This window comes from Faecalibacterium sp. AF10-46 (assembly GCF_003604105.1).
GTDB classification, from domain to species: domain Bacteria; phylum Bacillota; class Clostridia; order Oscillospirales; family Ruminococcaceae; genus Faecalibacterium; species Faecalibacterium taiwanense.
The window spans coordinates 20,265-45,962 of the sequence record NZ_QVGY01000009.1; the positions used below are offsets into that span (position 1 = coordinate 20,265).

Annotated in this window: 21 protein-coding genes; 11 read left to right on the forward strand and 10 right to left on the reverse strand. The window is 58.1% G+C overall.

All coding sequences use genetic code 11. The features are described from left to right. Positions 1-5: 5 nt before the first annotated feature. The 4 genes from DWV57_RS10120 to DWV57_RS10135 all read left to right on the forward strand — a co-directional run bounded on the left by DWV57_RS10120 (position 6) and on the right by DWV57_RS10135 (position 3,783). A complete protein-coding gene (locus DWV57_RS10120) occupies positions 6-671 on the forward strand; it encodes an electron transport complex subunit E (protein ID WP_005943886.1) in 666 nt (221 codons plus the stop codon). Position 672: 1 nt separating this feature from the next. Further along, a complete protein-coding gene (locus DWV57_RS10125; RefSeq protein WP_005943888.1) occupies positions 673-1,305 on the forward strand; it encodes an Rnf-Nqr domain containing protein in 633 nt (210 codons plus the stop codon). Positions 1,306-1,320: 15 nt separating this feature from the next. Beyond that, on the forward strand, positions 1,321-2,220 hold the full coding sequence (locus DWV57_RS10130; protein ID WP_120020702.1) for an RnfABCDGE type electron transport complex subunit B: 900 nt from the start codon (positions 1,321-1,323) through the stop codon (positions 2,218-2,220). 423 nt (positions 2,221-2,643) lie between these two features. Then, positions 2,644-3,783 (forward strand): MFS transporter, encoded by a 1,140-nt coding sequence (locus DWV57_RS10135; protein WP_120020703.1) that lies wholly within the window; start codon positions 2,644-2,646, stop codon positions 3,781-3,783. Between the two features lie 27 nt (positions 3,784-3,810). Here the strand turns inward: DWV57_RS10135 and DWV57_RS10140 are convergent, their stop codons facing one another. Then, positions 3,811-4,440 carry an epoxyqueuosine reductase QueH gene (locus DWV57_RS10140; protein WP_005943897.1) on the reverse strand — a complete coding sequence of 210 codons (630 nt, stop codon included), beginning with the start codon at positions 4,438-4,440 and terminating at the stop codon, positions 3,811-3,813. 130 nt (positions 4,441-4,570) lie between these two features. On the opposite strand from DWV57_RS10140, the gene DWV57_RS10145 reads away from it, so the two are divergent. From DWV57_RS10145 to DWV57_RS10170, 6 genes are all read left to right on the forward strand, one after another. After that, positions 4,571-4,795, forward strand: coding sequence for a DUF896 domain-containing protein (locus tag DWV57_RS10145; protein WP_120020704.1), 225 nt, complete (start codon positions 4,571-4,573; stop codon positions 4,793-4,795). 210 nt (positions 4,796-5,005) lie between these two features. Beyond that, on the forward strand, positions 5,006-6,298 hold the full coding sequence (locus DWV57_RS10150; RefSeq protein WP_044953951.1) for an adenylosuccinate synthase: 1,293 nt from the start codon (positions 5,006-5,008) through the stop codon (positions 6,296-6,298). Between the two features lie 45 nt (positions 6,299-6,343). Next, a complete protein-coding gene (locus tag DWV57_RS10155) occupies positions 6,344-7,246 on the forward strand; it encodes a DegV family protein (RefSeq protein WP_005943906.1) in 903 nt (300 codons plus the stop codon). Positions 7,247-7,417: 171 nt separating this feature from the next. Continuing rightward, positions 7,418-7,792, forward strand: a complete 375-nt coding sequence (locus tag DWV57_RS14350) for a hypothetical protein (RefSeq protein ID WP_133300977.1) — start codon at positions 7,418-7,420, stop codon at positions 7,790-7,792. Positions 7,793-7,850: 58 nt separating this feature from the next. Further along, complete coding sequence (clpB, locus tag DWV57_RS10165; RefSeq protein ID WP_120020706.1) at positions 7,851-10,463, forward strand: ATP-dependent chaperone ClpB; 2,613 nt, start codon at positions 7,851-7,853, stop codon at positions 10,461-10,463. A gap of 259 nt (positions 10,464-10,722) precedes the next feature. Then, positions 10,723-12,027 (forward strand): hemolysin family protein, encoded by a 1,305-nt coding sequence (locus DWV57_RS10170; RefSeq protein ID WP_120020763.1) that lies wholly within the window; start codon positions 10,723-10,725, stop codon positions 12,025-12,027. 135 nt (positions 12,028-12,162) lie between these two features. Here the strand turns inward: DWV57_RS10170 and DWV57_RS10175 are convergent, their stop codons facing one another. From DWV57_RS10175 to DWV57_RS10220, 9 genes are all read right to left on the reverse strand, one after another. Beyond that, entirely contained in the window at positions 12,163-13,083 is a 921-nt protein-coding gene (locus DWV57_RS10175; protein WP_120020707.1) for an ROK family protein, read from the reverse strand. A gap of 100 nt (positions 13,084-13,183) precedes the next feature. Then, on the reverse strand, positions 13,184-14,581 hold the full coding sequence (gene cysS / locus DWV57_RS10180; RefSeq protein WP_120020708.1) for a cysteine--tRNA ligase: 1,398 nt from the start codon (positions 14,579-14,581) through the stop codon (positions 13,184-13,186). Positions 14,582-14,700: 119 nt separating this feature from the next. After that, positions 14,701-15,456, reverse strand: a complete 756-nt coding sequence (gene pflA / locus DWV57_RS10185) for a pyruvate formate-lyase-activating protein (protein ID WP_120020709.1) — start codon at positions 15,454-15,456, stop codon at positions 14,701-14,703. Further along, complete coding sequence (gene pflB / locus DWV57_RS10190) at positions 15,443-17,695, reverse strand: formate C-acetyltransferase (protein ID WP_005943931.1); 2,253 nt, start codon at positions 17,693-17,695, stop codon at positions 15,443-15,445. The genes pflA and pflB overlap by 14 nt, the downstream gene beginning before the upstream one ends. 895 nt (positions 17,696-18,590) lie before the next feature. After that, the gene (locus tag DWV57_RS10200; protein ID WP_120020711.1) at positions 18,591-19,049 is read right to left on the reverse strand and encodes a hypothetical protein; all 459 of its coding nucleotides are present in this window, start codon (positions 19,047-19,049) and stop codon (positions 18,591-18,593) included. A 6-nt stretch (positions 19,050-19,055) separates the two neighbouring features. After that, on the reverse strand, positions 19,056-20,093 hold the full coding sequence (locus tag DWV57_RS10205; protein WP_120020712.1) for a lysylphosphatidylglycerol synthase transmembrane domain-containing protein: 1,038 nt from the start codon (positions 20,091-20,093) through the stop codon (positions 19,056-19,058). 160 nt (positions 20,094-20,253) lie between these two features. After that, positions 20,254-21,849, reverse strand: coding sequence for a glycosyltransferase family 4 protein (locus tag DWV57_RS10210; protein ID WP_120020713.1), 1,596 nt, complete (start codon positions 21,847-21,849; stop codon positions 20,254-20,256). A 26-nt stretch (positions 21,850-21,875) separates the two neighbouring features. Continuing rightward, positions 21,876-22,667, reverse strand: a complete 792-nt coding sequence (locus DWV57_RS10215; protein WP_097777402.1) for a hypothetical protein — start codon at positions 22,665-22,667, stop codon at positions 21,876-21,878. Between the two features lie 58 nt (positions 22,668-22,725). Beyond that, entirely contained in the window at positions 22,726-23,841 is a 1,116-nt protein-coding gene (locus tag DWV57_RS10220) for an acyltransferase (protein WP_120020714.1), read from the reverse strand. A gap of 402 nt (positions 23,842-24,243) precedes the next feature. Here DWV57_RS10220 and DWV57_RS10225 point away from each other — a divergent pair, with 402 nt between their 5' ends. Continuing rightward, complete coding sequence (locus DWV57_RS10225; protein WP_243112344.1) at positions 24,244-25,692, forward strand: class I adenylate-forming enzyme family protein; 1,449 nt, start codon at positions 24,244-24,246, stop codon at positions 25,690-25,692. Positions 25,693-25,698: the final 6 nt, after the last annotated feature.

The window sequence follows — 25,698 nt, forward strand, 5'->3', positions numbered from 1 at the left end:
AAGAAATGGCACAAGAAAATAAGTCCAAGGTAAGCATCCTTACCAACGGCATTATCAAAGAAAACCCCGTTCTGCGTCTGGTTCTGGGTACCTGCTCCATTCTGGCAGTTACCACTGCAGTTTCCAGCGCTCTGGGCATGGGTGCCGCCTTCACCTTCGTGCTGGTGTGCTCCAATATCATGATCTCCCTGCTGCGCAAGGTGATCCCCGGCAAGGTGCATCTGCCCTGCTACATCGTCATTATCGCAAGCTTCGTGACCATCGTTCAGATGTTCATGCAGGCTTACATGGAAAGCCTGTACAACGCTCTGGGCGTGTTCCTGCCCCTGATCGTTGTCAACTGTATCATTCTGGGCCGTGCCGAGATGTTCGCCTGCAAGAACAGCATCGTGGACTCCGCACTGGACGGCGTGGGCATGGGCGTTGGCTACACCCTCACCGCTACCCTGATGGCATCCATCCGTGAGATCCTGGGCAGCGGCACATGGCTGGGCTTCCAGGTGATCCCGGAAAGCGTTGCCAAGGTCTCCATCATGACGCAGGCTCCCGGCGCATTCTTCTGCTTTGGCCTGTTGATGGCCGGCTGTGTGTGGCTGGAAGGCAAGCTGGATGCCCGCATCGAGCGCAAGAGCTGCTGCGACCTTGATAACCTGAAGAAGGAGGCAGAATAAGATGTTAGTAAAACTCGCTGCGATCTTCTTCAGCATGATCCTGGTCAACAACTACGTGCTGGTGAAGTTCTACGGTATCTGCCCGTTCCTGGGCGTTTCCAAAAAGCTGGATTCTGCGGTTGGTATGTCCGGTGCCGTCATCTTCGTCATGTTCATGGCAACGGCCGTTACCTTCCCCATCCAGATCTTCATTCTGGACCCGGCTGGTCTGAGCTACCTGCAGACCATCGTGTTCATTCTGGTCATTGCTGTTCTGGTGCAGTTCATCGAGATCTTCCTCAAGAAGTACGTGGTTGCACTGTATAACTCTCTGGGCGTTTACCTGCCCCTGATCACCACCAACTGCTGTGTTCTGGCTGTCACCATTCTGGTCGTGGGCGACTACGGCGCAGATGTGGCTGCTATGGGCTTCGGTGTTGCTTACATTGAGGCTCTGGTGTGTGCCATCGGCGCAGGCTGCGGCTTCATGCTGGCTATGGTCATGTTCAGCGGCGTGCGCAAGCGCGTGGAAGCCTGCGATCCCCCGGCACCCTTCAAGGGCCTGCCCATCACCCTGATCGCAGCAGCAATCACCAGCCTGTCCTTCATGGGCTTCGGCGGCATCGTCGAAAACCTGTTCAATGTCACGCTGTAAGGGAGGAACAGGATTATGAATATTGTATCTGCTGTTATCCTGTGTACCATCGTGGGCGCAGTCGGCGCGATCGTTCTGGTCGCAGCGTCCAAGTTCATGGCGGTGGAGGAAGACCCCCGCATTGAAGAAGTTACCAACTGCCTTGCCGGTGCAAACTGCGGCGGCTGCGGCTACGCAGGCTGTGCGGACTACGCAAAGGCTGTGGTCATGGACGGCGTGCCCTGCGACAAGTGCGCACCTGGCGGCCCCAAGGCTGCCGCTGCCATTGCCAAGATCATGGGCGGCACGGCCAGCGCTGTGGAAAAGAAGGCGGTTGTCCAGTGTCAGGGCAATTCCGAGCACTGCAAGCCTGCTTACGATTACAAGGGCATCCAGACCTGTGCAGCTGCTGCAGCCCTGTACGGCGGCCCCAAGACCTGCTCCTTTGCCTGCGTTGGTCTGGGCGACTGCACCAAGGTGTGTAAGTTCGATGCCATCCACATTGTGGACGGTGTTGCCAAGGTGGACAAGGACAAGTGCACCGGCTGCGGTGCCTGCGCAAACATCTGCCCCAAGCAGGTCATCATGATCGATGTGGGCGGCCCGCGCAAGCCGGTGGTCATGTGCTCCAACAAGGACAAGGGTGCTGTGGCAAACAAGCTGTGCACCACCTCCTGCATTGCCTGCGGCATGTGCGAGCGCACCTGTAAGTTCGACGCTATCCACGTGGTGGACGGCGTGGCCCGCATCGACTATGACAAGTGCAAGGGCTGCGGCATGTGTGCCCAGAAGTGCCCCAAGCACATCATCCTCTTCCCGCTGAAGGATGACCCCAATCCCCCGAAGCCGGTGGTGAAGCCCGCCGCTCCCGCTGCTGCCCCCGCAGCAAAGCCGGAAGCCAAGGCTGAGGCAAAGCCCGAGACCAAGGCAGAGTAAACTGTAAATCAAAGCCCGCCGTGCAGCGATGCCCGGCGGGCTTTTTGCATGAAAATGATTGGGAGTGCCCTCCGCGTTGCTCTGGGCATAATTCAAGGAAGTATTCTTCTGGATTTCGGTAGAACGGAACGCCTGCGGGCGTTCCGTTCTACCATTTTCACAAGAAAGGTCGCAGAGAAGAGATGAATTTTCCCGTCACAGCTCCTCTCGTGAAAAAAGCGTTTGGAGCGCTCCGCAGAGCGCGACAAACGCGAAATTAAAAATGATTTTTCCGCTGAAGATGCCCAGAGCGCAAGCGGAGGGCATTTTAAATCGTCCGTGCCCCGGCGGGCTTTTTGCAACTTTTTGTAAGAAAATCCGGTTGCAATGATGCGGAATTATGGTTAAATAGAAGGAGGATATTTTCACAGAAAGAGGACGATCATGGAACAACAGTCTGCACGCCTGCGGAATACAGGCTTTCTTACTTTCTTCTTCAGTGGCATCTGTGCCATCAGTGCGGGCGTGGTGGTCAGCCTGCTGCAGGAGCGCTACGGCTTTGCCTACGGCATGACCGGCACCCTGCTCTCACTTATGAGTGTGGGCAATCTGCTGGCAGGCCTGCTCATCGGTATGCTGCCCAGTGTACTGGGCATGAAGCCCAGTGTGCTGCTGCTCACCATCGGCTATGCGGTGGGCTACGGCATCATGGGCCTGACCGGTGTAGAGATCCTGCTGGCAGTAGCTTTCTTTGTGGTGGGCATTGCTAAGGGCAGTGTTATCAACACCTGCACCATTCTGGTCAGCGATCACTCTGCTGACCGCACCCGGGGCATGAACCTGATGCACAGCTGCTACGCCTGTGGTGCGCTGCTGTGCCCCTTCCTCATTGCGGCAGCGGCGAAGGTGAGCACTGAGCTGGCGGTGTTCCTGCTGGCGGCACTGGGACTTGTGCTGTGGCTGGTATATGCCTTTACCCCGCTGGGCGGCGGCAAGGCCAGGAATGCCAAGGAAAAGCAGGCCATTGACTGGAGCTTTCTGCGTTCGGCACGGTTCTGGATGCTGACCGGCCTTTTGTTCTTCCAGAACGCTGCAGAGCAGAGCGTCAACGGCTGGATGGTCACTTACTTCAAGGGCAGCGGCATCATTGCGGGCACACTGGCGGCTTACACCGTCACGGTCATGTGGGGTGCCACGCTGGTGGCCCGTCTGCTGATCGCATTCGTGTTCCCGTTCAAGAGCCCGCGCAAGGCCATGGTGGGCATGAGCGTGCTGTGCACCTTCTTCTATGTGCTGCTGGTCATGGCCCACACGCAGGGCATGGCCATCGTGCTGCTGTTTGCGTTTGCGTTCTCCATGGCGGGCCTGAACCCCACCGCCGTGGCCAGCGCAGGCCGCATGACCAGCGTGACCAGCATGGGCATCATGCTGCCGGTGGCATCCAGCGGTGCCATCCTCATGCCGTGGATCATTGGCATCGTAGCCGAAAAGGCTGGCCTTGCCGCCGGTATGGCTTCCAACATCGTGCCCTGCGTGGGGCTGATTATTTTCACCCTGCTGGTGGCAAAGCTGCCGGAAGAGTAAGCAAAAAGCGGCCTGCCCGATAACGGCTTACTTTTCGATTCCTCTTGCCTTCGCGCTGAACTCGCACCCGCAGTAATCCTGCCGGTACAGGCCGTATTCCTCCGAAAGCTGCAGGCTGCGCAGATAGCCGTTGTGCTTTTTGAAGTCCGAAGGCAGATGCTTTACGCCGAACTCGGCTTCCAGCTCCTGCCCGATGGCATTGATGCGCTTGGCATCTTTATGCGGGCTGATGGACAGTGTGGTGGTGAACCAGTCGAAGCCGTTCTCACTGGCGTATTGCGCCGCCCGGCGCATCCGCAGCCGGTAGCAGATCGTGCACCGGCTGCCCCGCTCCGGCTCGTTTTCAAGGCCGGTGACAGCAGAGTAGAACTCCTGCGGGTCGTAGTGGTCCTCCACCACGGTCACGCCCAGAGGATGGGCTGCCGCCACGAACTTCTTCAGCTCTTCGCCGCGGCGGTGGTATTCCTCTGCAGGCCATGTGTTGGGGTTATAGTAAAGCACTGTGATCTCAAAATACTGGCACAGCTGTTCCAGCACTGCGCTGGAGCAGGGGCCGCAGCAGGCGTGGAGCAAAAGGCGCGGCCGGGTGCCGTCCAGCGTTTTGAGCACGGCATCCATCTGCTGTGCAAAATTCAATTGAGTTGCCATTTTTATCATCCTTTGCTATACTGATTGAGAAAATTCCTTAAAAGCTCGCCCTTTCGGGGGAGCTGGCATTGCACAGCAATGACTGAGAGGGTTTGCTTTCTTATTATAACATATTCCGCTTGAAAATACAGGAGGCACCATGACACAGGAAAAGATCGCCCGCATCAACGAGCTGGCAAAAAAGAGCAAGACCACCGGCCTGACCGAGGCCGAAAAGGCAGAGCAGCAGGCCCTGCGCCGCGAATACATCGACGATATGAAGGCCAGCCTGCGCGCGCAGCTGGCCAACACCTCCATTCAGGAGCCGGACGGCACCATCCACAAGGTGACCCGCCGTGCCGACCTTGAGACCCCCCGCAGCTGAACGCACAATTTTGCGCACACTTTTTTGGAGGAAAACGCAGCCCAAAGCTGTGTTTTCCTCTTTTTTTGCACGGCGATCTGTGCTATACTATACTTGCATTGGTATGTGCTTTGTGTATGCCTGCTGATGTGTTTTCCCAAGGTGGCGTATCCCGGGCAAGGTGCACGGAAAAGGCTGTCTTTTGAAAAAATGATAAAGAGGTCATTTATTATGCTTACTGCAATTACGGGTATCAACTGGGGCGATGAAGGCAAGGGCCGCATGGTCGACCTCATCAGCCAGGAGTATGACATCGTTGCACGTTATCAGGGCGGCAACAACGCCGGTCACACGGTCAAGAACGAGCGCGGCAAGTTCGTGCTGAATCTGCTGCCCTCCGGCATCCTGCGTCCGAACGTGGTCTGCGTTATGGGCAACGGCATGGTCATCGACCCGCATCATCTGGACGGCGAGATCAACAAGCTGCGGGAGCAGGGCGTTGAGATCAGCCCGGCAAACCTGAAGATCTCCGACCGTGCAACCATCACCATGCCCTACCATGTGGAGCAGGACGGTCTGGAAGAAGCACGTCTGTCCAAGACCGGCGCACAGTTCGGCTCCACCAAGCGCGGCATTGCCTACGCTTACGGCGACAAGTACATGAAGAAGACCCTGCGCATGGGCGACCTGCTGCATCTGGACGACGCTGTGAAGAAGCGCCTCGTCACCATGGTGGATTCCAAGAATCTGGTGATGGAGGGCAGCTACAACGCAGCTCCCATCAGCGTGGATGAGATGTGGGCATGGCTCGAAAAGTATGCCGCCATCTTCAAGGATTACATCTGCGATGTGGGCCAGTATCTGGCCGATGCAGACGCTGCAGGCAAGAAGGTCCTGTTCGAGGCTCAGCTGGGCGCTCTGCGCGACATCGATTTCGGCATTTACCCCTATACCACCTCTTCCAACGTCATCGGTGCTTACGCTCCCATCGGCGCAGGCATCCCGGGCCACAAGCTGCACAACTCCATCGGCGTGATGAAGGCTTACTCCTCCTGCGTGGGTGACGGCCCCTTCACTGCCGAGCTGGCTATGACCGAAGAGGAAAAGCACGACCTGCGTGAGGCTGGCCACGAGTACGGTGCAGCCACCGGCCGTCCCCGCCGCGTTGGCCCCATCGATCTGGTGGCAAGCCGCTACGGCGTGTTCTGCCAGGGCTGCGATGAAGTTGCTCTGACCCTGCTGGACGTGCTGGACTACATGGAAAAGATCCCCATGGTCACTGCCTACAAGCTGACCGATGGCAGCACCACCACCCGCTTCCCCATGGGCGAAGCTCTGGACACCGCACAGCCTGTGGTGGAGTACCTGCCCGGCTGGCACTGCGATATCACCGCAGCCCGCAAGTGGGAAGACCTGCCCAAGGAAGCACGCGATTACGTGGAATATCTGGAAAAGGCTGTCGGCTGCAAGATCACCTACATCTCTGTGGGTGCCGAGCGTGAGGCTTATATCCACCACGTATGATCCCCTGCAAAGCTCCTGAATGATTCAGAAAAGGAAGCGTCACAGATGTTTGATATCATTACCGACAGCGCATGCGACCTGACGCTGGACACTGCCAAACAGCTCCAAATCGAGGTCGTGCCCTTCTATGTCTCGCTGGACGGCGAGCACTACCGCAAAGAAGGCAAGGAGATCGCCGTGCGGGACTTCTACCAGTTCATGGTGGACAACCCTTCGGCCTACCCAAAAACCAGCCTTGCTTCCATTGAGGACTTTGAGCAGGCATTCCGTGCCCATGCTGCTGCTGGCCGGGATGTGCTGTGTCTGGTGTTCACCAGCAAGATGAGCGGCTGTGTGGGCAGCGCCCGCAATGCCCGGGATCTGGTGCTGGAAGATTTCCCCGATGCCCGCATTGAGGTCATTGACAGCGCGGCGGCTACCGTTACCGAGTCCACCATGGTGGAAAACGCCGTGGCCATGCGGGACGCAGGCTGCACGCTGGACGAGACTGTGACATGGCTGGAAGCAGAGAAAGCTACCAACCAGATCTTCTTCACGGTAGGCAATCTGGACTATCTCATTAAGGGCGGCCGCATTGGCAAGGTGACGGGCCGTGCAGCCAACATGCTGGGCATCAAGCCGATGATCCTGTTCAAGGATGGCGAGATCTTCTCCGGCGGTGTGGCACGCGGCCGACAGAAGAGCTTTGAAAAAGCGCTGGAACAGCTGATGAACTATCTGGATGCCCACGGCGGCACCCCGGACGACTACCGCATCACCGTAGGCTACGGCTACGACGAAGAGGAAGGCAAGCGCCTGTGGATGCAGACCCGCGCGGCCCTGCGTGCAAAGTACCCCGGCGCTCAGTGCGAAGTGGGCCTGTTGCAGATCGGCTGCACCATTGCCGTGCACACCGGCCCCTATGCGCTGGGCATGGGCGTGATGCGCCGCTGGAAAAAGCAGGGCTGAACGTAAAGCCTTGACAAATTTATAAAAAGTAACTATACTACAAATAGAAAAGGCACTGCGACAAGCGGTCAGCCCTTTTGGGTTATAGTTCTAAAACGAACCGTCACCGGCCAGGGTGGCGGTTCATCTTTTACCTTTTGTGATCCGCAGCGTGAACGTAAGCCCAAGCAGATGGAACGTAAAAGTAATAGGCATGACTCTCACCTCCTTTCGGAAGCGAGGGCTGAACCGCCTGCCGTTGTATGCAGTGCCTTGCTGCTTACAGAAGCAGCAAGGATAGAGTATCATATCATTCGACAAATTGCAAGGATGCACTGCACGGCTGAAAAGCTGTGTGGTGCTTTTTTTGTTGAAAAAATTATGATTTGCAAACTTTTTATGAACCCTATTGACAAAGTGGGGAAACAGGAGTATAGTTTTAGCAGTCGAACAGATAGAGTGCTAAAACAAGCAAAACCAGTTCGGCAGGAGGTGCTTGAAACCGTGAAACAACTGAAGAATAGCCGCTGCTTCCCGTTCGGCAGCATCTCTGCACCGGGCTTTTAGCAGACGACTATCATGTCCGCTAAAATAAACCTTCCGGTATGAATGGAGGCTTGACTTTATGAATACCAATCAATATACACAGAAAACGCTGGAGGCTTTGCAGGCAGCGCAGCAGCTGGCTGTGGAGTACCAGCACAATCAATTGGAACCTGAACATCTGCTGCACGCCCTCGCTTCGCAGGAGCAGGGCCTGATCCCGCAGCTGCTGCAGAAGCTGAATGTTGACCCCGGCAGTTTTGCTGCCGCCGTGGCCGAAAAGCTTTCGGCTCTGCCTCGGGTCTCCGGCTCCGGCCGTGACCCCGACAAGGTCTATATCTCGCAGGCTGCCGATAAGGTGCTCAGCGCCGCCGCCCGAGAAGCCAAGGCCATGAAGGACGACTATATCAGCGTGGAGCATGTGTTCCTGGGTCTGCTGGACGAGCAGACCCAGAACACCACCGAGTTGTTCCGTGCGTTCAGCATCACGAAAGATAAGTTCCTGCAGCAACTGACGGCTGTGCGCGGCAACCAGCGTGTGACCAACGACAATCCCGAGGAGACCTACAACGCCCTGCAGAAGTATGGTCAGGATCTGGTAGACCTTGCCCGCAAGCAGAAGCTGGACCCCGTCATCGGCCGTGATCAGGAGATCCGCAACGTGATCCGCATCCTGTCCCGTAAGACCAAGAACAACCCCTGCCTGATCGGTGAACCCGGCGTTGGCAAGACCGCCATTGCAGAGGGTCTTGCACAGCGTATCGTGCGCGGCGATGTGCCCGAAAACCTGAAGGACCGCATCGTGTTCAGTCTGGACATGGGCGCTCTGGTGGCCGGTGCAAAGTACCGCGGCGAGTTCGAGGAGCGCCTGAAGAGCGTGCTGAACGAGGTGAAGAAGAGCGAGGGCAAGATCATCCTCTTCATCGATGAGCTGCACACCATCGTGGGTGCCGGCAAGACCGATGGTGCCATGGACGCGGGCAACCTGCTCAAGCCCATGCTGGCCCGGGGCGAGCTGCACTGCATCGGTGCCACCACGCTGGACGAGTACCGCCAGTATATCGAGAAAGACCCCGCTCTGGAGCGCCGCTTCCAGCCGGTACAGGTGGATGAGCCCACCGTGGAGGACACCATCTCCATCCTGCGCGGCCTGAAGGAACGCTACGAGGTGTTCCACGGCGTGAAGATCAACGACAGCGCCCTGATCGCCGCTGCCACCCTTTCCGACCGCTATATCACCGATCGTTTCCTGCCGGATAAGGCCATCGACCTTGTGGATGAAGCCTGCGCCATGATCAAGACCGAGATGGACAGCATGCCCAGCGAGATGGACGATCTGGCCCACCGCATCACCCAGCTGCAGATCGAGCAGGTGAGCCTGAAAAAGGAGACCGATGCCCTGAGCCAGAGCCGCCTGAAGGATCTGGAAAAGGAGCTGGCCGAGCTGCAGGACAAGTTCCGCAGCATGAAGGCAAAGTGGGAGAACGAGAAGAACGCCATCGGCAAGGTGCAATCCCTGCGTGAGCAGATCGAGCAGACCAATGCCGACATTGAAAAGGCTCAGCGCGAGTACGACCTGAACAAGGCCGCTGAGCTGAAATACGGCAAGCTGCCCCAGCTGCAGAAACAGCTGGAAGAGGAAGAGAAGATCGCCGCCGCCAAGAAGGAGGACAGCCTGCTGCGTGACCGCGTGACCGATGAGGAAATCGCCCGCATCGTGGCCCGCTGGACCGGCATCCCGGTGGAGAAACTGGTGGAGGGTGAGCGCGAGAAGCTGCTGCATCTGGACGATGTGCTGCACCAGCGGGTCATCGGTCAGGACGAGGCTGTGACCAAGGTGAGCGAGGCCATCCTGCGCAGCCGCGCCGGTATCGCCAACCCCAACCGCCCCATCGGCAGCTTCCTGTTCCTCGGCCCCACCGGCGTTGGCAAGACTGAGCTGGCCAAGGCACTGGCACAGGCCCTGTTTGACGACGAGCGCAACATGGTGCGAATCGATATGACCGAGTATATGGAGAAGTTCAGCGTCAGCCGTCTGATCGGCGCGCCTCCGGGATATGTCGGTTACGAAGAGGGCGGCCAGCTGACTGAGGCTGTGCGCCGCAAGCCCTACAGCGTGGTGCTGTTCGATGAGGTGGAAAAAGCCCACCCCGATGTGTTCAACATCCTGCTGCAGGTGCTGGACGATGGCCGCATCACCGACAGTCAGGGCCGCACCGTGGACTTCAAGAACACGGTCATCATCCTCACCTCCAATCTGGGCAGCGACATCATCCTGAACGATCTGGAGCAGCGCCGTGCCAACGGCTCCAACGAGCTGAGCGAGGAAGCAAAGCACCAGATCGACCAGCTGCTGAAGAGCAAGTTCCGCCCCGAATTTCTGAACCGTCTGGATGAGATCGTCTACTACAAGAGCCTGACCAAGGACGAGATGCGCAAGATCGTGGATCTGCAGCTGCAGGATCTGCGCAAGCGCATGGAGGAGAGCAAGCACCTCAAGCTGGAGGTCACCACCGCTGCCAAGGACTTCATCATCGATTCTGCTTACGACAGCGTCTATGGCGCACGTCCCATCAAGCGGTTCATCCAGAGCCGCGTGGAGACCCTGATCGCCAAGGCCATCATTCAGGGCAGCTATACCGAGGGCAACACCCTGACGGTAGACTGCGAGAATGGCGCTTTGACCCTGCGATAATGTAAATTTTACCTGTTCTGTACGGACTTTGCGGCAAGAAAGCTTGCACCACCGTACAGAATATGGTATGATTACAAATAACATTGATGTGCTTTTCATCGCGGAACAGCAACGATGGGGAGCACATTTTTGTATACGGAAAGAACTCCTTCCGTCATCGCGCGGCAAGGCTCCCTCTTTGAGGGAGCTGGCTGCGAAGCAGACTGAGGGAGTCTGTTCTTTAATAAAAAACAGAAAGTTGAGTGTGATTTCCCTTTTTATGGACGATGGCAGTATTACGCTTTTAGCGGCGTTGATCATTCTGGTGGCATTTTCCGCCTTTTTCTCCGCCTCTGAGACCGCATTTTCTTCCCTGAACCAGATCCGCCTGAAAAGCCGTGCTGAGGACGGCGATTCGGCAGCAGCCCGCGTGCTGGCTATGTCGGAAAAGTACGACAAGCTGCTCTCCACCATCCTCATCGGCAACAATATCGTCAACATTGCCGCAGCATCCATTGGCACAGTGCTGTTCACCCGCCTGCTGGACCCGGAGCGGGGCGCGACGGTGTCCACCATAGTGCTGACCGTGGTGGTGCTGATCTTTGGCGAGGTGACCCCCAAGAGTCTTGCCAAGGAGATGCCGGAGACGGTTGCTACGGCAGTGTCGCCCTTTTTGAACCTGCTGCTGATCCTGTTTACCCCGCTGACCTGGCTGTTCACCCAGTGGAAGCGCCTGCTGGGGCATTTCATCCACAGCACCGAGGAGGACACCATCACTGAGGGTGAGCTGATGACCATGGTCAGCGAGGCCGAGAACGACGGTGAGCTGACCGACCGGGAAAGCCAGCTCATCCGCAGCGCCATTGAGTTCGACGATGTGGAGGTGGAGGAGATCCTCACGCCCCGCGTGGATGTGATCGCGGTGGAGGACGACCTCTCGCTGGATGAGGTGGCCGACACCTTTGCGGAATCGGGATATTCCCGTCTGCCCGTCTACCACGGCACCATTGACAACATCATCGGTGTGGTACATGAAAAGGACTTTTACCTTGGCCGTCTGCGCAAGGATACCACGCTGGAAGACCTTGTGAAGCCCACCCTTTATACCACCGGCTCCACCCAGATCTCCCAGCTGCTGCGCACCCTGCGCGAGCAGCACCATCACATGGCGGTGGTGGTGGACGAGTACGGCGGCACCGAGGGCATCATCACGCTGGAAGATATTCTGGAAGAGCTGGTAGGCGAGATCTGGGACGAGCACGACGAAGCGACCGAGGATTTCCGCAAACAGTCGGACGGCAGCTGGATCGTGCTGGGCAGTGCCGGTGTGGACGACCTGTATGAGAGGCTGGGCCTGCCGGAGGATGAGGACATCGATTCCAATACGGTGAACGGTCTGGTGCAGGAAAAAACCTGCCATCTGCCCAAGGTGGGCGACCGGTTCACGCTGGGCGAGTACGACGGTGTCGTTACCCGCACGGCCAAGCGCCGCGTGACCGAGGTGCGCCTGACCCCGGCGGAAAAGCCGGAACCGAAGAAGGAAGAAGACGAAAAGCCGCACTTCAACCGGCTGACCAATAAGTAAATCTAAGGGAGAATGCTGTTTTCCAATACGGCCCTATCCTGTGAAAAAGCAAACTCCGGCAGACCGCAGTCTGCCGGAGTTTGCTTTGTAAAAATAATTGTTCCGATGAATAGGGCTGGAGCGAAGCGGAAGCCATTAAATGGTTTTGCTTTCCGCCTGCAGATAGGTATACAATGCTCCCACCTGATTGGCTTCGCTGCTGAAATGGCAGGGCACGATCTCGCAGCGGGGCAGACCGATCATGTAAGGTGATTCCCCACGGGAAGCAAACAGCCCGGCATATACCCGGCGCAGATCGTCCAGCAGCAGCGGCTGCTTGCTGATGCCGCCGCCGATGGCTACCTTTTCCACATCCAGCAATACGGTCAGGTTGTAGATCTGCACGGCCACCATCCTGCAGAACCGTTCCAGCACTTCCAGCGCTTCCGGCTCGGCGGCATTGGCGGCTTCAAAAAAGAGTTTGCCATTCATGGGGGCATCGGCGGGCAGGCCCTTGCGGGCGCGGTACCACTTGAGCAGGTATTTGGTGCTGCACTGGCAGGCCATGGTTTTTTCGGTATTCTCCCACTCGTCGGCGTTGGTGTTCACAAAGCTGTACTCTCCTGCGGTAAAGTGCATGCCGCGCACCAGCTGGCCATTGGCAATGATGCCGCCGCCCACGCCGGTGCCGATGATAAACACCGCCGCATTGCAGCAGCCCTGCAAGGCACCGGCCCGCAGCTCTGCAATGGCTGCAGCCTTGCCGTCGTTTTCCAGCGTGACACGGCAGCCGCATCTTTCGCGCACCAGCTGCCCCACCTGCGTGCCGGTGTTGTACAGAAGTGCCCCGCCGTTGGAGACATAGCCGGTGTTGGCATCCACAAAGCCGGGCAGCGCCATGGCGATACCGTCCACTTCATCCTTATGCGGTGCATACAGAGCGTATATTGTGTCGAGAAAATGCTCCTGCGTATCCTGCGGCGTGGGCACGGAACCGGCATCGAAACGGTTCATCTGCTCGTCCATGACCGAATATTTGATCTCGGTGCCTCCTACGTCAAAAACCATGACCTTCATTGCTGTTCCCTCCGCAAAGCTGATCTTCTTCCTTATTATGGCAAATGCGTGCAAAAAAGTAAAGCCATCCGCAACATGCCGCGAATAGCTTTACTTTAATTTAGAGCTTGCTCAGCTGCGGGCCCTGTGCGGTGTCCTTGACCGCCCAGCCCAGTTCGGTCAGCTGTGCACGGATGGCATCGGCAGTGGCCCAGTCCTTGGCCTTCTTGGCGGCGGCACGCTTCTCTACCAGCTCGGTCACCTCGGCGGGCACCTCGTCCTTCTTGCGGTTGTACAGCAGGCCCAGTACGCCGGTAATCTCGTCGAACGCAGCGGCGGCGGTCTGCAGGGCATCCTTGGAGGAAACAGCCGACAGCGTGTTGATCTCCTTGACCAGATCGAACACGGCAGCCAGTGCATCCGGGGTGTTCAGGTCATCGTCCATGGCAGTGCAGAACTTGGTGCGGGCCTCGGCAGCCTTTTCCTTCAGAGTCTCGTCGGTGCCAAAGGTGTTCTTGGTCAGGGCAAAATCCAGATTCTCGCGGCAGGTGTACAGGCGCTCCAGGCTGTTCTTGCAGCTTTCAATGAGGTCCACGGTGTAGTTCAGCGGCATCCGGTAGCCTGCGGTCAGCATGAAGTAGCGGATGGGTTCGTAGCCGTAGACATCCGCCACGTCCCGCACGGTGAAGAAGTTGTGCAGGCTCTTGGACATCTTCTGATTGTCCACGTTGATGAAGCCGTTGTGCATCCAGTAGCGGGCAAAGGTGCAGCCGTTGGCGCACTCGCTCTGTGCGATCTCATTCTCGTGGTGGGGGAAGATCAGGTCCTGACCGCCGCAGTGCAGATCAATGGTCTTGCCCAGATGGGTGCGGCTCATGGCACTGCACTCGATATGCCAGCCCGGACGGCCCATGCCGTAGGGGCTCTCCCATGCAGGTTCACCGGGCTTTGCGGCCTTCCACACGGCAAAGTCTGCGGGGTCCTCCTTCAGGTCGTCGTCCATCTGGCTGCGCAGCTCACGGTTGCCGCTCTCCAGATCGTCCAGCTTCAAATGGCTCAGCTTGCCGTACTCGGGATCGCTCTTCACCCGGAAGTACACATCGCCGTTCTTGGCAACATAAGCGTGGCCGGAGTCGATCAGATCCTTCACGATATCCAGGATCTGCTGGATGTGCTCGGTAGCCCGGGGCTGGACGGTGGGCTTTTTGCAGTTGAGGCCGGCGGCATCCTTGAGGTACTCGGCCTCAAAGCGCTGAGCGACCTCCTTCATGGAGGTGCCCTCTTCCTGTCCCTTCTTAATGAGCTTATCGTCGATATCGGTGATGTTGGAAACATAGAACACCTTGTTGCCGCGGTACTCAAGGTAGCGGCGCAGGGTATCGAACACGATCAGCGGGCGGGCGTTGCCGATATGGATATAGTTATAAACGGTAGGGCCGCAGACATAGATGCGGTATTCACCGGGCACCTGCGGCACGAATTCTTCTTTCTGGCGGGTCAGCGTATTGAAAATCTGCATGGCTGTTTCTCCTTTTTTACTTTTTTCATTATAACGGTGTACAGAAGGGAAGTCAAGAAAAAACGACCGCTCCCGGCGCATTCTGCACACCGGAAACGGTCGTTTTTCAAATCAGGAGCTTAGCCGAGATACCTGCTCACTTCCAGCAGTTCTTCTGCACGCTTCACCTGCTCCGCTGTGGGCGGCACGGCGTCCGGCAGTGGATAAGGGATGCCCAGCTTCTGCCACTTGAACAGGCCCAGCGTGTGGTAGGGCAGTACCTCCACCCGCTGCACCGTTTTCAGGCTGCGGATAAAGTCTGCGGTCCTGCGCAGGCCCTCCTCGTCGTCGGTCAGGCCGGGCACCAGCACATGCCGGATCCACAGCGGGATGCCGAGGTCAGAAATATGCCGCGCCATCGCAAGGATGTTGGCATTGTCTTTGCCGGTGAGCTGCCGGTGGCGTTCCGGGTCGATCTCCTTCAGGTCGAGAATGACCAGACTGGTGGACTTCATCAGCCGGTCGAAACCGGCCAGATAATCCGGGTCATCGGGCCGGAAGGGCTGCCCGGCGGTATCCAGAGCCGTGTGCACGCCTTTGGAGCGGGCCAGCTCGAAGAATGCCGTCAGGAACTCCATCTGGCGCAGCGGCTCGCCGCCGCTGACCGTGATGCCGCCCTTTTTGCCCCAGTAGTTGCGGTAGCGGTAGACCCGCTGGAACAGCTTTTCTGCCGTCCATTCCTCGCCGCCCTCCGCAGCCCACGTTTCCGGGTTGTGGCAGTATTTGCACCGCAGGGCACACCCCTGCAAAAACACCACAAAGCGCACACCGGGGCCGTCCACAGAGCCGAAAGATTCCAGCGAGTGGACATAGCCGATGGGGTTACAGGGCTGCATGGCAGGTGCGGGAGATAACGTCCATCTGCTGCTCACGGGTCAGGTCGATGAACTTGACGGCGTAGCCGGAGACGCGGATGGTGAAGTTGGCGTACTCCTCCTTCTCGGGGTGCTCCATGGCATCCAGCAGCTTCTCCTTGCCAAAGACGTTCACGTTCAGGTGGTGTGCGCCCTGATCGAAGTAGCCGTCCATGACCTGTACCAGATTCTCCACACGCTCGCCTTCGCTGTGGCCCAGAGCGTCCGGGTTGATGGTCTGGGTGTTGGAGATGCCGTCCAGTGCCCAGTGGTAGGGCAGCTTTGCCACCGAGTTCAGGGAAGCCAGCAGGCCGTTCTGCTCTGCGCCGTAGCTGGGGTTTGCACCGGGAGCAAACGGGGTGAATGCGGCACGGCCATCGGGCAGAGCGCCGGTGTACTTGCCGTATACCACGTTGGAGGTGATGGTCAGGATGGAGGTGGTAGCCTCAGAGTTGCGGTAGGTGTGGCGCTTCTTGATCATCTCCAGGAAGGTGCGCAGCAGCCACACGCCGATCTCGTCGGCGCGGTCGTCGTCGTTGCCGTACTTGGGGAAGTCGCCCTCGGTTTCAAAGCCGGTGGCAAGGCCGCTCTCGTCACGCACTACCTTCACCTTGGCGTACTTGATGGCGCTCAGGGAGTCGATGACGTGGGAGAAGCCTGCAATGCCGGTGGCAAAGGTGCGGCGCACGTCGGTGTCGATAAGGGCCATCTCGGCTTCCTCGTAGTAGTATTTGTCGTGCATATACTGGATTAGGTTCAGCACATTGACGTACAGGCCAGCCAGCCAGTCCAGCATCTGGACATACTTGGGCAGCACCTCGTCGTAGTTCAGGTACTCGCTGGTGATGGGGGCATAGTTGGGGCCGCACTGCTCGTGGCTCTTCTCGTCCACACCGCCGTTGATGGCGTACAGCAGGCACTTGGCAAGGTTGGCGCGGGCACCGAAGAACTGCATCTCCTTGCCGGTCTGGGTGGCAGACACGCAGCAGCAGATGGAGTAATCATCGCCCCACACGGGCTTCATCACGTCGTCGTTCTCGTACTGGACAGAGCTGGTATCGATGGACACCTTGGCGGCATATTTCTTGAAGCTCTCCGGCAGGGCAGAGGAGTACAGAACGGTCAGGTTCGGCTCCGGTGCGGGGCCCATGTTTTCCAGCGTGTGCAGGAAGCGGTAGCAGTTCTTGGTGACCATGCTGCGGCCATCCATGCCGATGCCGCCCACTTCCAGCGTTGCCCACACGGGGTCGCCGGAGAACAGCTGGTTGTAGCTGGGGATGCGGGCAAACTTGACCATGCGGAACTTCATGACCATGTGGTCGATCAGCTCCTGTGCCTGGGTCTCGGTCAGGGTGCCGTTGTCCAGATCGCGCTGGATATAGATATCCAGGAAGGTGGAGATGCGGCCCACGCTCATGGCAGCGCCGTTCTGGGTCTTGATGGCGGCAAGATACCCGAAATACAGCCACTGGCAGGCCTCCTTGGCGTTCTTTGCGGGCTGAGAGATATCATAGCCGTAGGCCTCGGCCATCTTCTTCATGCCCTTCAGGGCGCTGATCTGGCGTGCGATCTCCTCGCGCAGGCGGATGACATCATCGGTCATGGTGCCGTCGCCGCAGTTGGCAAAGTCCTCCTGCTTGAACTTGATCAGTGCATCGATGCCGTACAGGGCCACGCGGCGGTAGTCGCCCACGATGCGGCCGCGGCCGTAGGTGTCCGGCAGGCCGGTGATGATGTGGGTGTGGCGGGCCGCTTTCATCTCAGGGGTGTAGGCATCAAACACAGCCTGATTGTGGGTGCGGGTATAATCGGTAAAGATCTTGTGCAGCTCGGCGCTGGGCTGGTAGCCGTAGGTGGTGCAGGCCTGTTCTGCCATCTTGATGCCGCCGTAGGGCATGAAGGCGCGCTTGAGGGGCTTGTCGGTCTGCAGACCCACGATCTGCTCCAGATCCTTCAGGCTTTCATCGATATAGCCGGGGCCGTAAGCGGTCAGGCTGCTGACCACTTCGGTCTCCATATCCAGCACGCCGCCCTTGGCGCGCTCGGCCTTCTGCAGCTTCTGCAGGGCACCCCACAGCTTGTCGGTCGCCTCGGTGGGGCCGGCCAGAAAGCTTTCGTCGCCGTCATACGGGGTGTAGTTCTTCTGGATGAAGTCGCGTACATTGACTTCTTCTTTCCAGATGCGGCCCTCAAAGCCTTCCCACTGTTCAAAATTGATCATTGGAACCTCCTTGCTCCATTACGCAGTTAGCGTTTTCTAACTAATGAGCCTTTGAAAAACCGCTCTGCATGGCGGCTTTCTGGGGGCAAAACGGTCTTGAACTGCCGATTGTGGCAGCCCCGACTACAAGGTGTAGACAAAAATGAAAACCTGCCCACAAAATCTTGCGTTACTATAATAGCAAGAACCACTTTAAAAAGCAATAGATAACAAGTGGGTTTTCTTCCAAAGCAAAGGGTTTTCTTTGGGCAGAATGTAGAAAAAGCGCCGAAATCCCGGCGGCGCACCCCTTTTGCGAAAAAAATCGCAAAATAAGGGTTGACAAGACTAACCGGCTGTGGTATTCTGTTCTCGCAACGAGGTTAGACAAACCTAACTGCGTTGCACCAGAAAAGCAGATGCTTCTGCAAAAGTGTCTGTGAAAAACCGGTTTGTGTAATGTGCACAGACCCCAAGTTTGTCGCGGCGGGGCCGCTCCATCTTGCTTACGCAAGACCGCTTTGTGGCTTAAAAGCCCCACTGGGACTTTCATTGCTGCGCAAACGCCAATTCCTCCATTCCATTCTCTTTTTTCAAGTGAGCTGTGGTTTTAGTTTGCTCCCACGGCTCGATGCGCGGCATTCGGTGTGATTGGTACCGCACCAAGTGCAAAAGAAAAACAAAAACGGGACATGCAGCTTGACCACCTGCGTGCCCCGTTTTTTGTTTTTATAAGGAAAACGGCCTCGCCCTCTCCGTCATCGCTGCGCGATGCCACCTCTCCCAAAGTGAGAGGCTTTGGCATCACGGAAAAGCATTTTGGTTTCGCCAGAGGCTCTCCCTTTGGGAGAGCTGCCAAGCAGAGCGAGGCTGAGAGGGCGAGGATGCCGACCTCGAAGAGTTGGTTTATCTGCAATTATCCTATGATCTCCGCCAGCTTTTGATACACTTCCTCCGCGCCGCCCTTGGGTTCTTTGATCTTCACGAACTGGCTGTTCACAATGGCGGTGCCATCGGAGTAGACGGTGAACAGGAGGTTATTGTTCTCGGCATCATCGTAGTAGCTCACAGTGACGGAATCCACCGGGTATTCGTGGCTGTAGGAGGAATACTGCTGGTTGAACCGCTTGACGCAGGTAAGGCCGGAAAGCACGTTTGCGATCTGCTGATAGGCAGGGTCGTCGGCAGAAAGCAGCTGAACATCCATCTCTGCGGAGCGGGCAAAGTTCTGAATGTGCTCCACCCGGACACTGGCCTGTGTGCTGGCCTTGATCCCGGATGCAAGGTCGACTTTTGCGGAAGGAAAGATCAGCACCAGTGCAAGCAGCACTAAAATGACAATGCCGAACCGGGACAGGATGCTCTTATCTTTCATGGCGGGTCAATCCTCCTTTGGCGGCTCCAGATCGGTCAGATGCCGCTGAGCGATGAAGAAGCCCACGGCGCTGGCGGCGAACACCACATAATAGCTGGCGATGCGGTAAAGCATCATCACGCTCATCACCTCGCCGCGCTCCAGAAAGCTGCCGAACACCAGCAGGAATGCCGTCTCGATGGAGCCCATGCCGGCCACATTGGGCAGGGCGTTGGACAAAAACAGCATCAGGCTGGTGAGCAGCTGCACCTGCAAAAAGCTCAGAGGGGAAAGCCCCATGAACCGGATGCACAGGTAAGGCAGGCAGAACAGCCCGAACAGCTTGACCGCCTGCAATGCCAGAATTTCGGCGCAGCGGGGCTTATCTGCCAGCAGACGGCGGCTCTCCTCGCCCAGAACATCCAGCTGCTGCTGCCAGTCGGCGCGGCGCTGCTGCCATTTTTCCGTTTTGGGCAGCAGACGCATCAGCCAGCGGGCAAGGTCCTGCACCAGCGGCGATACGCACACCAGCACCAGCACCACAATGATGGCCGCCACTACAGCGTATGCCATGGGCAGATAATTCATCACACCGGTGGTGTTGGCGGCAAGCCATCTGTGCTGAACCAGCAGCATCACCGTGGCGTACAGCAGCACGGCGGATTTGTGGAACACGTACTCCAGGGTCATCAGGCCCACGCCCGGGCCAACCGGCAGGCCGCAGCGGTGCAGATACCATGTCTGCACCGGCACTGCGCCTGCGCCCAGTGTGACCACATTGCCAAAGGTGCCGCACCACGCGGTATCGATGCCCTGCCAGAGCCTGAAGCCCGGGATGCGGCTGCGCACGATGACCCACGCCACGCACCCCTCCAGCAGCGGGTAGCTGAGGCCGATGGCCAGCACCACCAGCACCTGCCATGCGGACAGCTGCGAAAGCGCTGCGGTGATCTCGGCCCAGTTGTCCTTGAACAGCAGCACGATGATGCCGGTAAGTGCGGCGAGCACCAGCAGCGAGATCACTGTCTTTTTGCGGGAAGGTGCGGCAGAGGCGGGTTGGCTCATAGAGAGAACAGGCTCCTTTCAGGCGGAATGATTTGATAAAAGTATAACACACGTGGCCTGTGTCTTTGTGAACGGAACTGGAATTTTCTTGTGCAATTTTGATGGAATGATAAAAAGGCAAGGGCGGATGCACGCATCGACCCTTGCCTTTATCTTGTTTTTAGCCTGTTGATTCGTTCACCAGCCGTGTCAGGGTGGCAACATAGGCTTCGTTGGAATAATATTTCTCGTACATTTTCCGGCAGTCAGCTTTCATGGCGGCCAGCTGTTCCGGATGCAGGATAGCATGCTCCAGCACCTTTGCCAGCTGATCCGGGTCGTCGTCTTTGTACACAAAGCCGTCCACGCCCTCGGTGATCAGCCCGGCGGTGCCGGTGTGCTCCGACACGATGGAGGGCTTGCCGAAGATCAGGCCCTCGGTGACGAAGGTTGGCATGGGATCATCGCGGGAAGCGCATACCACGCAGGTGCACTGATCCATCAGGGATTTGATCTCGGGCCGTTCCAGACGCTTGCGGTAGAAAACGGTGTCCGGGTAGTCCTCCACCAGTGCATCCACGGCGTTCTTCAGGCTCTTGTCCGCCGCCTTGCCCACGAACAGGAAAGCAGCCTTCTGGCGCACCTCGGGCTTTAGCAGGCGGATGGCGTTGCAGAAAATATCCTGACCCTTGCGCGGCTCAAAGGAACCTACGGTCACGAACAGCGGCCTGCCGCCGGCATAGCTGATATCGTAGGGCGGGAAGCTTTCCTGCGCATAGTCCGGCAGACCGTAGATCAGCTGTTCAATGCTGAAGTCCGGCCGCACCGAGTGCATGGCGGCAGTGGCGTGGGAGCCTACGGCGCACACATGCACATTGGAGCCCAGTGTTTTGGGAATCTTGTGCGCAATGAACGGGTAGCCTGCAAAGGCATCGTGCAGCCACCACAGCACCGGCACGAAGGAGCCGTTCAGGGTGCTCACAGCGGCAGCCTCTACCACGGTGTTGGCCAGCACAAAATCGGCACTGGTGGCAAGGCCCCACAGCGACGAGTTCATCACGCAGTCGCTGCGGGTGACAACGGCGGCACCGGCATCCAGAAACAGCGGCAGCGAGCCGTCGTCCGCAGGGCCAAGCACCACCACTTCAAAGCCCATGCTGCGCAGCACCGGCACGGCACTTGTCAGCACGATGGGCGCACCGGTCATGGTCAGCTCGTGGCTCAGGATCAGAGCACGCTTTCCGGAGGCAGAGAACACATCGTCGGCACACAGCTCCCGCCGGAAGTGCAGCAAAGACTGCGGGATGCGGCGGCAGTTTTCCGCCATGGCGGTGGCAAGGCGCAGCAGCTCGGTCACGCTGTCCCTTCCGCGCGCAGCGGCACGCACCCGGTCCAGAAGCTTCCGCGATACCATGGCGCAGCGGCTGCACGGGATGTGCTGGGTGCTCAGATAAAGGGCGGTGGAGCCATCGAAGCCAAAGGCGGCATCACACACCACAAGGTCGGCACCGGTGCGCAGGGCGGCGGCAAAATAGGTCAGGGCGGTGGAGGTGCACTCCAGATCTTCGCTGACCAGCAGCACGCCCTCCACCGAGTCGGTCAGGGCAGGGGTCAGCTCCGTTACCAGCCGGAACTTGCGGTGCAGCTGGTTTTCCAGTGCGTGCTCCAGCGCCTGATGACGGCCCGGTGCATACACCAGCAGATAGGTGCTCTGGGTATCGGTATAAACCTGCTTCGTCAGTTGCTTACGCTGCAGGGTGCTGTAACTGCTGTACATGTTGACAACTCCTTTAGCGATCCAATTCAGCCGCGCAGCAGGCGGCGCAAAGCACGCAGCGGTGCGGTAAGCCGCCAGCTGCTGCTCTCGTACAGGTTTTCCAGCGAATCTTCATAAGCAGCACGGCTGCTCTGCAGTTCCGCCAGCTGATTGTTCAGCCGGGTGTTCTCGGCAAGGGCGGCCTGCAGCTGTTCCAGAACATCGTTCTTTTCGGCCTCAGCCTGAAGCTTGATGGTATTCAACGCGCTGAGCAGGGCCTTGCCGGGCTGCTCGTGCTGGAAGCGGCCCAGCGGATAGTAATGATAGGTCACGGCAAACTTCATCCCGGCCGCAAAGGGCACGGTGCTGCGCACGGTCAGGTTGGGGTCCACATCCAAAAACAGCAGGCAGTCTTCCTGCAGCTGGATGCCGTTCATGGCGCGGCATTCCAGCCGCTCGTCCGAGATGCTCAGGTCAGTCACGCAGCAGGCCAGCTCACCGGGGTCCAGCCGCAGCGCACGGGCATCCGTGGGCAGGGTGAACACCGCAGAGACCTCGTGGGTCAGTTCGTCGTAGGCGTCCTCGGCAACGGTCAGGCATTCCCGCGGGGAATAGCCAGAGCCGGAATCGTAGAACAGCTGCGGCAGGGTGAGGGCGGCAGGCTCGTTGTCGCTGCCGTGCCTTGCCAGTGCGGCCTGATAGTTCAGCACCTGTTGTTCCAGCTCCAGACACCGCTGTGCCAGCCGGGATACACCTTCGTCAGAGAGCTTGAGCTGCTGTTCCAAGTCAGCAGCGCGGCTGCGGGCCGCAGCAAGGGTCTCGGGGGCATCGTTGTTCATAACCGGATTCTCCTCTTACTTTTATGATGGGCTGCACCGCAGCAGCCGGAAAAACATGTCAGTGCCGGGAGGTATAGTGCACGGCGGGCGTTCTGCGCTGTGCAGGGAAAAATCGGATGATGAGTGCGCGGCGTACACGCAGCAGCTCACACACCAGCCAGATAGAGCCCAGAGCGATGGCATATTGCAGCCACATGCCCAGCACCGGCTGCGCAGAGAACTTTGCTACCATCAGATACCACGGAATAGCGATGATCTCCACGGTATGTACGCAGAAAATGTTCAGCGAACGGCGGCCCACCGCTTCCAGAAAGTGCACGATGGGGCCATGGCCATGGCTGAGCCGCATGAACAGCCGGATGAAAAGCAGGCCTGCAGCACCGTCCAGAAAGATGCTCAGCGGCCCCAGTGACCACTCAGCCAGCGAGATGCAGTCGGTGGTGCGGGTAGCAAGAGCGCCTACGGCAATGAGTGCTGTGGCGGCCAGCAGCCCGGCAAAGACTTTGGGCGGCAGGGGCTCGTCCAGCAGATGCTTCTTTTTGGCAAGGAAGCCGATATAGAGGTAGGGCACCACCACGGCACCCTGGATCAGGCAGAAGGGCAGCTCCCACACAAGGCTCGCGCCCCAGCCCAGCAGGACGCAGCCTGCCACAGCCCATGGAACATAGCGCTCCGGGAAGATGTTCAGGATCACATCCAGCAGCACCCAGCCTACCACCAGCGCCAGCAGATACCACATCGGCCCGCAGGAGAAGAACTCCTGCCCGAAATACTCGGCCGTGTGGGGCAGGCCCAGCAGAAAGCCGCCGGTGACCTTGATAGACTCGCCGATGGTGCCGGGCAGGTACTGGAACGTCTTATAATGAATGATAAAGTGCAGCACGCAGGTGAACAGCGCCGTGTAAGCATAGGGTTTGAGCAGGCTTTTGAGCTGCTGGTGGATGCACTTGTGGATAGAGCGCTTGCGGAAGCCGTAGCCGCTGGCAATAAAAAAGGCGGACATCAGCGCTTCGCGGTAGATGAACGGGAAAAACGCGGTCAGGGACAGGCCGCTGACCGCCTGCATGGGATAAAGCTCGGCGGTATGCGCAAAAACGATGGTCAGCATACCGGCACCCTTGAGCATGTCGAACATGCCGATGGAGCTGGCGGTGCGGGGCTTGGTTCCTTCCATGGAGGTTCCTTCCTTGCGCGGGACATTCCATCAGAGCCGGATGCCGCACAATGCGTAGATTTTGAATGAAAAAGATAAAATTTTGTATGGATATAAACCCAGTATAATGCTTTTTGCACAGACTGTCAATTTTGAATTGCGGTCCGGCGGGCGGAGGGCACATTGCAGCCTGCAATAAAAGCATAGCACAGGCAGGGTGGCTTCGCAGCGAAAGGCAGAATTTACATCTGGAAACGACATGATATGCAAGAATTTATTGTCAATATTGGGAATTAAATGTTGCAAAACTCTTGCATTGACACAGGCCTTATTGTATACTGGGCACAGTTGGAAATGACTGGAAGGATCTGTGTTGGCTTACACAGGAGCGCCGGATCGGATGATAAAAATGGAGGCAGAAAAATGATTACATCACTGTATCAGTCCCTTTGCAATATGGAAACCAACATTGCAGACCGTGTGGCTCTGCGCTGGTATGATGAAGAAAAGCAGGGCGTGGCCGAGGTGCACTACGCACAGTATGCCCAGGATCTGCGCCGGTTCGTGGCGTTCCTGCGTGCAGAGTATGGCGACGTGCGCGGCAAGCGTGTGGCGATCCTGGCCCGCAACAGCTACCAGTATGTCATCTGCATGTACGGCACGGTCATTGCCGGAGCCGTGGCTGTGCCGCTGAACCTTGGCAAGGACTGGGATGCCATCTCCTATGAGCTGGGCCTCACCGAGCCGGTGTGCATCCTGCAGGATGGCGAGTTCGCGGAGCGGGAGCCTGCCCTCGCTGAGACCTACGGCAGCATCCTGAAGCCCATGGATGTCTTTGCGGCCTATGAGCCTGCCGAGGACGTGACCGAGGTGGAGGACCTCTCTGCTCTGGCCTTTATCATGTTCACCTCCGGCACCACCGGCCGCAGCAAGGGCGTTATGCTGAGCCAGAAGAACCTGTTCAGCGCCATGCCGGCCTTTCTGTCCCCCTTTGACGATGTGAAGAAGTACACGGGCTGGAACACCGACGAGTTCTCGTCCCTGTCCGCCCTGCCCATGTTCCACATCTCCGCCATGACCAGCCTTGTTTCGTGGAGCATCACCGGCCACTCCATCAACCTGTGCAACAACCTGAAGTATTTCTATCGTGATCTGGGTGCCATGCACAGCGAGGTGATGGCGGTGGTGCCGGTGCTGCTGAAGAGCATCTACAGCGATGTGATGAAGGGCCGCCGTGACCGCCTGAACGGCCTGTGCGTGCTGACCTGCGGCGCTGCCATGTTCGACCCCAAGATTCTGAGTGATATGATGGAGAAGGGCTTCTTTGTGGCCCAGATGTACGGCCTGACCGAGACCTGCGGCGACGGCGCATGGAACTCCTCGCAGGAGGCAAAGTACCTGACCAGCGTGGGCCACGTGGACCTCAGCTGTGAATACAAGCTGGACGACGGCGAGCTGTGCATGCGGGGCGACCCCATCATGCTGGGCTACTACAAGGACCCGGAAGGCACTGCAGAAGTCATCGATGCAGACGGCTGGTTCCATACCGGCGACATTGCCCGGGTGGAAGAGGATGGCTACATGTACCTGACCGGCCGCAAGAAGAACGTGATCATTCTGGACAGCGGCGAGAACGTGAGCCCCGAGGAGCTGGAAAAGCTGCTGGTGCCCTGTGCGGACATTCAGGAGTGCATCGTGAAGGAAAAGGACAAAAAGATCTGCGCTGTCATCTACTGTGACCCTGCAAAGCAGGAAACTGTGAAGGAGTTCGTCACTGGGGTCAACCGCGGCCTGCCGCTGTACAAGCGCATGGTGCCGGAGCTCAGCGCACAGCCGCTGCCCCGCAACGCCATGGGAAAACTGCTGCGCTGAACACAG

Bases quoted from the DNA above. Each gene is read 5' to 3' on its own strand.
- DWV57_RS10120 (WP_005943886.1), top strand. From the start codon at position 6: ATGGCACAAGAAAATAAGTCCAAGGTAAGCATCCTTACCAACGGCATT.
- DWV57_RS10125 (WP_005943888.1), top strand. From the start codon at position 673: ATGTTAGTAAAACTCGCTGCGATCTTCTTCAGCATGATCCTGGTCAAC.
- DWV57_RS10130 (WP_120020702.1), top strand. From the start codon at position 1,321: ATGAATATTGTATCTGCTGTTATCCTGTGTACCATCGTGGGCGCAGTC.
- DWV57_RS10135 (WP_120020703.1), top strand. From the start codon at position 2,644: ATGGAACAACAGTCTGCACGCCTGCGGAATACAGGCTTTCTTACTTTC.
- DWV57_RS10140 (WP_005943897.1), bottom strand. From the start codon at position 4,440: ATGATAAAAATGGCAACTCAATTGAATTTTGCACAGCAGATGGATGCC.
- DWV57_RS10145 (WP_120020704.1), top strand. From the start codon at position 4,571: ATGACACAGGAAAAGATCGCCCGCATCAACGAGCTGGCAAAAAAGAGC.
- DWV57_RS10150 (WP_044953951.1), top strand. From the start codon at position 5,006: ATGCTTACTGCAATTACGGGTATCAACTGGGGCGATGAAGGCAAGGGC.
- DWV57_RS10155 (WP_005943906.1), top strand. From the start codon at position 6,344: ATGTTTGATATCATTACCGACAGCGCATGCGACCTGACGCTGGACACT.
- DWV57_RS14350 (WP_133300977.1), top strand. From the start codon at position 7,418: ATGGAACGTAAAAGTAATAGGCATGACTCTCACCTCCTTTCGGAAGCG.
- clpB (WP_120020706.1), top strand. From the start codon at position 7,851: ATGAATACCAATCAATATACACAGAAAACGCTGGAGGCTTTGCAGGCA.
- DWV57_RS10170 (WP_120020763.1), top strand. From the start codon at position 10,723: ATGGACGATGGCAGTATTACGCTTTTAGCGGCGTTGATCATTCTGGTG.
- DWV57_RS10175 (WP_120020707.1), bottom strand. From the start codon at position 13,083: ATGAAGGTCATGGTTTTTGACGTAGGAGGCACCGAGATCAAATATTCG.
- cysS (WP_120020708.1), bottom strand. From the start codon at position 14,581: ATGCAGATTTTCAATACGCTGACCCGCCAGAAAGAAGAATTCGTGCCG.
- pflA (WP_120020709.1), bottom strand. From the start codon at position 15,456: ATGCAGCCCTGTAACCCCATCGGCTATGTCCACTCGCTGGAATCTTTC.
- pflB (WP_005943931.1), bottom strand. From the start codon at position 17,695: ATGATCAATTTTGAACAGTGGGAAGGCTTTGAGGGCCGCATCTGGAAA.
- DWV57_RS10200 (WP_120020711.1), bottom strand. From the start codon at position 19,049: ATGAAAGATAAGAGCATCCTGTCCCGGTTCGGCATTGTCATTTTAGTG.
- DWV57_RS10205 (WP_120020712.1), bottom strand. From the start codon at position 20,093: ATGAGCCAACCCGCCTCTGCCGCACCTTCCCGCAAAAAGACAGTGATC.
- DWV57_RS10210 (WP_120020713.1), bottom strand. From the start codon at position 21,849: ATGTACAGCAGTTACAGCACCCTGCAGCGTAAGCAACTGACGAAGCAG.
- DWV57_RS10215 (WP_097777402.1), bottom strand. From the start codon at position 22,667: ATGAACAACGATGCCCCCGAGACCCTTGCTGCGGCCCGCAGCCGCGCT.
- DWV57_RS10220 (WP_120020714.1), bottom strand. From the start codon at position 23,841: ATGGAAGGAACCAAGCCCCGCACCGCCAGCTCCATCGGCATGTTCGAC.
- DWV57_RS10225 (WP_243112344.1), top strand. From the start codon at position 24,244: ATGATTACATCACTGTATCAGTCCCTTTGCAATATGGAAACCAACATT.